7 protein-coding genes are annotated in these 6,993 nt (G+C 69.8%); all 7 read left to right on the top strand.

Annotated elements, in window-relative coordinates; genetic code table 11:
* Positions 1-421: 421 nt before the first annotated feature.
* The 7 genes from rpmH to E7744_RS14550 all read left to right on the top strand — a co-directional run bounded on the left by rpmH (position 422) and on the right by E7744_RS14550 (position 4,765).
* The gene (gene rpmH, locus E7744_RS14580; RefSeq protein ID WP_137774745.1) at positions 422-559 is read left to right on the top strand and encodes a 50S ribosomal protein L34; all 138 of its coding nucleotides are present in this window, start codon (positions 422-424) and stop codon (positions 557-559) included.
* 39 nt (positions 560-598) lie between these two features.
* Positions 599-982, top strand: coding sequence for a ribonuclease P protein component (gene rnpA / locus E7744_RS14575; RefSeq protein WP_137774744.1), 384 nt, complete (start codon positions 599-601; stop codon positions 980-982).
* A complete protein-coding gene (yidD, locus tag E7744_RS14570; RefSeq protein ID WP_137774743.1) occupies positions 979-1,344 on the top strand; it encodes a membrane protein insertion efficiency factor YidD in 366 nt (121 codons plus the stop codon). The genes rnpA and yidD overlap by 4 nt, the downstream gene beginning before the upstream one ends.
* Positions 1,345-1,350: 6 nt before the next feature.
* On the top strand, positions 1,351-2,319 hold the full coding sequence (yidC, locus tag E7744_RS14565) for a membrane protein insertase YidC (RefSeq protein ID WP_137774742.1): 969 nt from the start codon (positions 1,351-1,353) through the stop codon (positions 2,317-2,319).
* Entirely contained in the window at positions 2,319-2,990 is a 672-nt protein-coding gene (locus tag E7744_RS14560; RefSeq protein ID WP_137774741.1) for a R3H domain-containing nucleic acid-binding protein, read from the top strand. Before yidC ends, E7744_RS14560 begins: the two co-directional genes overlap by 1 nt.
* 112 nt (positions 2,991-3,102) lie before the next feature.
* The gene (gene rsmG / locus E7744_RS14555) at positions 3,103-3,735 is read left to right on the top strand and encodes a 16S rRNA (guanine(527)-N(7))-methyltransferase RsmG (RefSeq protein WP_137775087.1); all 633 of its coding nucleotides are present in this window, start codon (positions 3,103-3,105) and stop codon (positions 3,733-3,735) included.
* A 37-nt stretch (positions 3,736-3,772) separates the two neighbouring features.
* Positions 3,773-4,765 (top strand): ParA family protein, encoded by a 993-nt coding sequence (locus E7744_RS14550; RefSeq protein WP_305764207.1) that lies wholly within the window; start codon positions 3,773-3,775, stop codon positions 4,763-4,765.
* Positions 4,766-6,993 lie beyond the last annotated feature (2,228 nt).

Here is a 6,993-nt window from a genome sequence, read left to right as displayed (position 1 = left end):
CGGGTGTGGGGTGTCCTTCCTGGAGGTGGGCGGATCTCGAGTCTACCGGTAGTCCACAGGTTTATTCACAGGGGGTGGATAACCTGTGGACCACGCCCCCCGCTCCCGGGGAACGACGGGCGCGGGGGTGTGGACCGTCGGTCTGCGCCTGTCCACAGGGCCGCCCGCCGGGCGGACGATTTGACCTCGCCGCGGCCGCCTCCCTAAACTTGGTAGGTCCCCCGTGGGGCCGCTGGCGCATGCGCCGAACCGCCCCGGGTCCGTCCGGGGCCGCTCGCGCAGCGCGGACGGCCGGCGGGCGCCGAGAGGGCCAGGCCCATCGACCCGGTGCCCTGGGGGACGGTCATAGTCAGAGCGTCTACCGGTTCTTCCCCCAGGTACAACGGGTCCGGGCGCATGAACACGTTGTGGAGATATCAAAGTGAGCAAGCGGACTTTTCAGCCGAATACCCGCCGCCGGGCCAAGAAGCACGGTTTCCGCGCCCGCATGCGGACCCGCGCCGGTCGCGCCATCCTGGCGACCCGCCGTTCCAAGGGCCGCACCGAACTGTCCGCCTGATCCGGCCCGAGGCCGGTCGGTAGAGCGGACCGCAACGGCGTGCTGCCCCGCGAGAGACGGGTACGCACCCCCGCGGACTTCACCCAGACACTGCGTTCCGGCGCCCGGGCAGGGCGCCGGAACGTTGTCGTGTCCGCCCACTCCCCGGGTCCCGACGCCGGCCCCGTCCGCGTGGGCTTCATCGTCTCGAAGGCGGTCGGCAACGCCGTGGTCCGCAACCGGGTGAAGCGCCGGCTGCGCGCCGCCGTCGCCGAACAGCTCGCCGGCCCCCTGGCCGGGCACCCCGGCGCCACCGTCGTGGTCCGCGCCCTGCCGCCGTCGGGAACCGCCGACTGGGACGCCCTGCGGGGCGACCTCGACTCCGCCCTGTCCTCGGCGCTGCGCAAGGCGCGGGGACGGCGCCCGAGGGAGACGGACTCGTGATCGCCCAGTCCCCCTTCACCACCCTGCCCGGGGCGCGGACCTGGGGCGTGCTGCGCGCGCTCCCGTCCACCCTGCTGGCCTGGGTCCTGATGGCCTACCGCGCCGTCGTCTCCCCCGCCTACGGCCAGGTGTGCCGGTACTTCCCCTCCTGCTCGGCCTACGCCCTCGAGGCGGTCCACGTGCACGGCGCCACGAGGGGATCGTGGCTTGCCGCCCGGAGGCTGGCCCGGTGCCACCCCTGGTCCAGCGGCGGAGTCGACCCCGTGCCGCCTGGCCGGCGGATTTGGCCGCCGGGACGCCGACCCAAGATCATTGACCTGAACCATCCCGTCATCCCACCGGATCCTCCGGAGGAGCAGTAGGAGACCATGGACTTCTTCCAAATCATTCTCTGGCCCTTCAAGTGGGTGATGTCCTGGATCCTCGGGGCCTTCCACACGCTCCTGGACTGGCTGGGCATGGACCCGGACGGCGGCTTCACCTGGACGCTGTCGATCATCCTGCTGGTGATCCTCATCCGCACCCTCCTGATCCCCCTGTTCGTCAAGCAGATCAAGTCCCAGCGGGCCATGCAGGCGATGCAGCCCGAGATCCAGAAGCTGCAGGCCAAGTACAAGGGCAAGACCGACCAGCTCTCGCGCCAGGCGATGGCCATGGAGCAGCAGGCCCTGTTCAAGGAACACGGGACCAGCCCGTTCGCGGCCTGCCTGCCGATGCTCGTGCAGATGCCGTTCTTCTTCGCGCTGTTCCAGATCCTCACCGGTGCCGGGGCGGCCGCGGAGCGCGGCGAGGGCGAGGGGGCGCTGACGCCCGAGCAGATCCAGTCCTTCGGCAACGCCGTCTTCCTGGGCGCTCCCATGCAGGACACCTTCCTGGGGTCCCTCGGGGCGAACTTCAGCCTGCCGGTGGTCATCATCTCGCTCGTGATGATCGTGCTCATGACGGCCTCGCAGTTCTACATGCAGAAGATGCTGATGAGCAAGAACATGTCCGAGGCGGCGATGACCGGGCCCTTCGCCCAGTCGCAGAAGTTCATGCTCTACGTCCTGCCGCTCGTCTTCGGCATCGGCGGCATCAACTTCCCCATCGGCGTGCTCATCTACTGGACCGCGACCAACTTCTGGGCCGTCGGCCAGCAGATGTGGATCATCCGCAACAACCCCACCCCCGGCTCGCTCGCCGAGCGTGAGCTCAACGAGCGCCGGGCCGCCAAGGGCCTGCCCCCGGTGGGCAAGGCGGCCCAGGAGGCCGCGGCCAGGGCCGAGGCGGAGGCCGCCCGCCCCCAGGCCGGCCAGCGCCAGCAGCCCAAGCGGCAGACCAAGAAGAGGAGGAAGTGATGACCGACGTGTCCGCATCGACCTCGGGGGACGCCCCGGAGACCACGGACGCCGTGGGCACCACCGACGCGCCGGCCGCACAGCCTGTGGATAACTCTGGGGACAACCCGGGTCGTCCTGTGGACGAGGACGTGGACGGCGCCGCCTCGGAGGGTTCCGCCGCGTCGTCGCCCGAGGCCGGCACGGCCGAGTCCCCGAGCGCGAGCCGCCTCGAGGAGGAGGGGGACATCGCCGCCGACTACATCGAGGAACTGCTCGACATCTCGGACCTCGACGGGGACATCGACATCGAGGTCCGCAACGGCCGCACCTACCTCTCCGTGATCGCCGAGGAGGGCGACGACCGGCTGCGCGACCTCGTGGGCCCGGAGGGCAAGGGCCTGGAGGCCCTGCAGGAGCTCGTGCGCCTGGCCGTCCTCTCGGCCACGGGCAACCGCTCCCGCCTCGTGCTGGACATCGCCGGGCACCGCGCGCAGCGTGCCGGTGAACTCGAGACGCTGGCCCAGGAGGCCATCGCGGAGGTCCGCGAGAGCAGGCAGCCGGTCCACCTGAAGCCCATGGGCGCCTACGAGCGCAAGATCGTCCATGACGTCATCGCCGACGCGGGCCTCGTCAGCGAGTCCGAGGGCGAAGGACCCCGCCGGCACGTGGTGGTCTCCGCCGGTGACTGAGGGCGCCCCCGCACAGGAGTCCGGCCAGGGCCGGGAACAGGGCACGCAGACGGCCCCTGAGCACGGCGCCGGGCAGGCCCCGGAGGAGGTCGCCGGGCAGGCGCCCCCCGCGCTGGAGGGACGGCTGCTGCAGGCCGCCGAGGAACTCTTCGGCGACCGGGTCGAGCTGGCCCGCCGCTACGTCGAGCACCTGGCCACGACCGGCATCGAGTGGGGCCTGCTCGGGCCGCGGGAGGTCCCGCGGCTCTGGGAGCGGCACGTGCTCAACTGCGCCGTGGTGGGTGACCTCCTGCCGGACGGTGCCCTCGTGGCCGACGTCGGCTCGGGCGCCGGCCTGCCCGGTCTCGCCCTCGCGCTGGCCCGCCCCGACTGCCAGTTCATCCTCATCGAACCCCTCGAGCGCCGCGTGGCATGGCTCGACATGGTGGTGGACGACCTCGGCCTGGAGAACGTGGACGTGGTCCGTGCGCGCTCGGAGCAGGTCGTCGGGAACATCGCGGTGGACGTGGTCACGGCGCGGGCCGTGTCCGCGCTGAAGACGCTCGTGCCGATGACCGTCCCGCTGCTGCAGGGCAGCGGCGAGTTGCTCGCGATCAAGGGGCGCAGCGCGGCCGACGAGGTGCGTACCGCCGCCAAGGTGCTCAAGAAGCACAAGTGCGGGACCCCGCTCATCGAGACCGTGGGCGACGACCTGCTGGACGAGCCCACGACGGTCGTGCGCATCGCCGTGGGCCGTCGCCGCTGACCAGTAGGCTGGGAGTGCCGGTCTTCACGGCAGGAGGATGCCTCCGCCGTCTTATCAACCTCGGGAGGTTGCTTTCTTGACTGAAGAGTCGGGTGTTTCGCGTGAAACCGATGTGTCGGTGGTCTCCACCGCCGATGAGGACCTGTCGACGCCACTGGCCCGGGAGCTCGCCCAGGAGAACCGCCGGCGCGCCAAGCTGAGGGCCCGGAAGGTGCCGAAGCCGCGCGAGACGCGGATCATCACGGTCTCCAACCAGAAGGGCGGGGTCGGCAAGACCACCACCAGCGTGAACCTCGCCGCGGCCATGGCGCGCGCCGGCATGCAGGTCCTGGTGGTGGACATCGACCCGCAGGGCAACGCCTCCACGGCCCTGGCGATCCCGCACAACTCGGACGTGGACAGTGTCTACGACGTGCTCATCGACGAGCTCCCCCTGGCCGACGTGGTCCAGCCATGTCCCGACGTCGACGGGCTGGTCGTCGCCCCGGCGACCATCGACCTCGCCGGGGCCGAGATCGAGCTGGTCTCGCTCGTCGCCCGCGAACAGCGCCTCGCGCGGGCCCTCAAGGAGTACTTCGCCCACCGCGAGCGGGAGGGCCTGCCGCGGATCGACTACGTCTTCATCGACTGCCCGCCCAGCCTGGGGCTGCTGACGGTGAACGCCTTCGTGGCGGCCGGGGAGGTGCTCATCCCGATCCAGACCGAGTACTACGCCCTCGAGGGCCTGTCCCAGCTGCTGAAGAACATCACCATGATCCAGAAGCACCTGAACTCCTCGCTGCGCGTGTCCACCATCCTGCTGACCATGTACGACGGGCGGACCAACCTGGCCACCCAGGTCGCGGCCGAGGTGCGGGAGCACTTCCCCAAGGAGGTCCTCTCGGCGGTCATCCCGCGCAACGTGCGGATCTCCGAGGCGCCGAGCCACCAGCAGTCCGTGCTGACCTATGACCCACAGTCCACCGGTGCCCTCTCCTACCGCGAGGCCGCGGTGGAGATCGCCGACCGGGGGTACGCCGCAGGGTACTGACCGAGGGCGCGACCGGGCGCCTTGGCTTCCTCGTGTGTGGTCGTGCTGCTGCGGGGCCTGCCCTAGGGTCAACCCCATCGCGTTGATCTGCGTTCTCTAGGGTCGCGCCGGGGATCGGGTCTCGAGCCTCTCCTCGACCGGATGGGCGTTCCACGTGGAACGCCCGCCCCCTCCAGTGGGTTCGAACCACCCAACACGCCGACTCACGCCGTCGGTGACGACGCCGTGCCCACCTGATGGCGGTCGGCGCGTGGACTCGGTCCGAGAAGGGGTTGACGAGGAGTCCCGGGGGGGCCCGCGACGGGCCGCCGCCGAGGGGTGTTCGGTTCTCGGGAGACTCTACTGGAGGCCCATCCCCTGGTGCGCGGTGTTCCGCGGTCCGACCCGTAGTGTCGCGGCAGCATCGCCCGGCTCGGGGACACCAGCGAACGTGCTGCCGGGGGCGGTGTCGGCGCCGCCCTTCGAGGCCTCCGCTGCCGTGGGTGCGCGCTCGACAGGGTCGGGCCCTCCCGGCGACCGCGGCGCGGTACCCCGACACCTGGGGTCGGGAGTTGGTGCCTGCGGTGGACGCGTTTCACGTGGAACGCCGAGGGCACCGCCGCGCCCGGTCCATCCTCGAGGACGGAGCGTCCAAGGGGCCTGGCTCCCAACAGATGACGCTGGCCCATGGGGCGCCCCCTCCTCTCGGTCGGGCGCTGGTGTCCCCCCCGACGAGGGGGTCGTGTCCGTTCCACGTGGAACACACAGTCACGGTCCATGCCCCACAGCCCATGGACCGCGGCCGTCCTTCGGCACGGATCAACGTCCAGGACAGGGGGGACGTCGTGGCATGGTGGACGCGCCCGCAGGCCTGAGATCCCAACAATGCCCACGCGAGGAGGCGACACGTGGGCCAGACGTCGACCACCTCTCACCGATCCTCGGATCTCGACATGCTCCCACACGAGAGGTGCCCCTTGGCCCGGATGGTCAGCCCTGAGGATTCGCCGACCCCTCCACGTCGGGAACCGTCATGCTGGGGGCCGCCGACGACGGACGCCCCGCTGAGCTCGGCGTTTCACGTGGAACATGCCCGAACCCTCACGGACGTTCCACGTGAAACGACCAACCCCCCCCGAGGAAGCGGCCCGGGATGGAAGGGCAGTGATTCTCTCTGTCTGGGGTCGTCTGGTTTCCGGAGCAGGTCCGGGCGAGCCATCGACCACGAGATACGAGTACGGACGTCGACGGTCCTGCCGCACCCTGTCGGCGCCTGTACCCCGGCACATCGATCGTCGCCTCACAGAGCACTCGATCTTGGCCTGTGCTGGCCCAACCGGATCCCCCGTGAACGGTGTACAGCTCGCTCGTCGGCATCACCCACAGCCACGGCCCGAAAGGCGCTATGGCGTCCCACTGGCTCTCTGGGGCCAGCAGATCGTCACCCCTGAACGCGAACATGACCTGGCGGTCCCTGCTGCACCCCTCCTTGTAGCGGACGGTGCGCATCGAGTACTCGGCAGTCACCCTGACGTTTCACGTGGAACGAGAACAGGCCCTGTTCCGCCCTCGCTGAGCCGGGTCTGACCGTCGGCCAGCACGATGTGTGTCCGCGCTCCGGCGTTTCACGTGAAACCGGACCTGCCCTTGCTGAAGGACATCGAACATGGTGGAACGAGTTTCGGCCGAGACGGGATGGTCGCCCGCGCCGCTCACGACCACCCTCGGCGTCGGCTCCATCGTGGCTCGTGGCCCGCATCAGTTCTTGGAGTCGGGGGCCACGTGCCGCTGTGCTGGCGAGCGAAGGCGAGGGGTGTCCCCGTGACCCAGCATGTGCGCCCCGTGGTGCACGGATGAAAGACGGTGCGCATCCTTTGGCTTCGTTTCACGTGGAACACGCTCGCGGATGGCCGCCGCGTGGCGTGGCTCGGCTGTCTCTCACTCGTCGTGGGCCGATTGCAAGCTCGTGAAATGGGTATTGGCCGACCGATCGTGGCCCCAGCGGCTTACTGGAGCCCAGGGTGCAAGCTGCGATTCAGTCCTGGAGAACGACGAAGTCCCCGCAACCGATGGAGTTTCACGTGGAACAGACCCATACATCAAGCCCCTGGAGCAGGAACGCCCAGTTCCGCTTTCGCCAGCCGGGGTCTGATCATGGACGAGGGCATGGAGGCGTGTGCGAACGCGGAAATCCGTTGCAGTGGTTCCTGCACGCTGAGCCGTGAGGCGGGTTTCACGTGAAACGACGT

Source organism: Citricoccus sp. SGAir0253 (assembly GCF_005877055.1).
Lineage (GTDB): Bacteria > Actinomycetota > Actinomycetes > Actinomycetales > Micrococcaceae > Citricoccus.
This window is presented reverse-complemented; position numbering and strand designations above follow the sequence as displayed.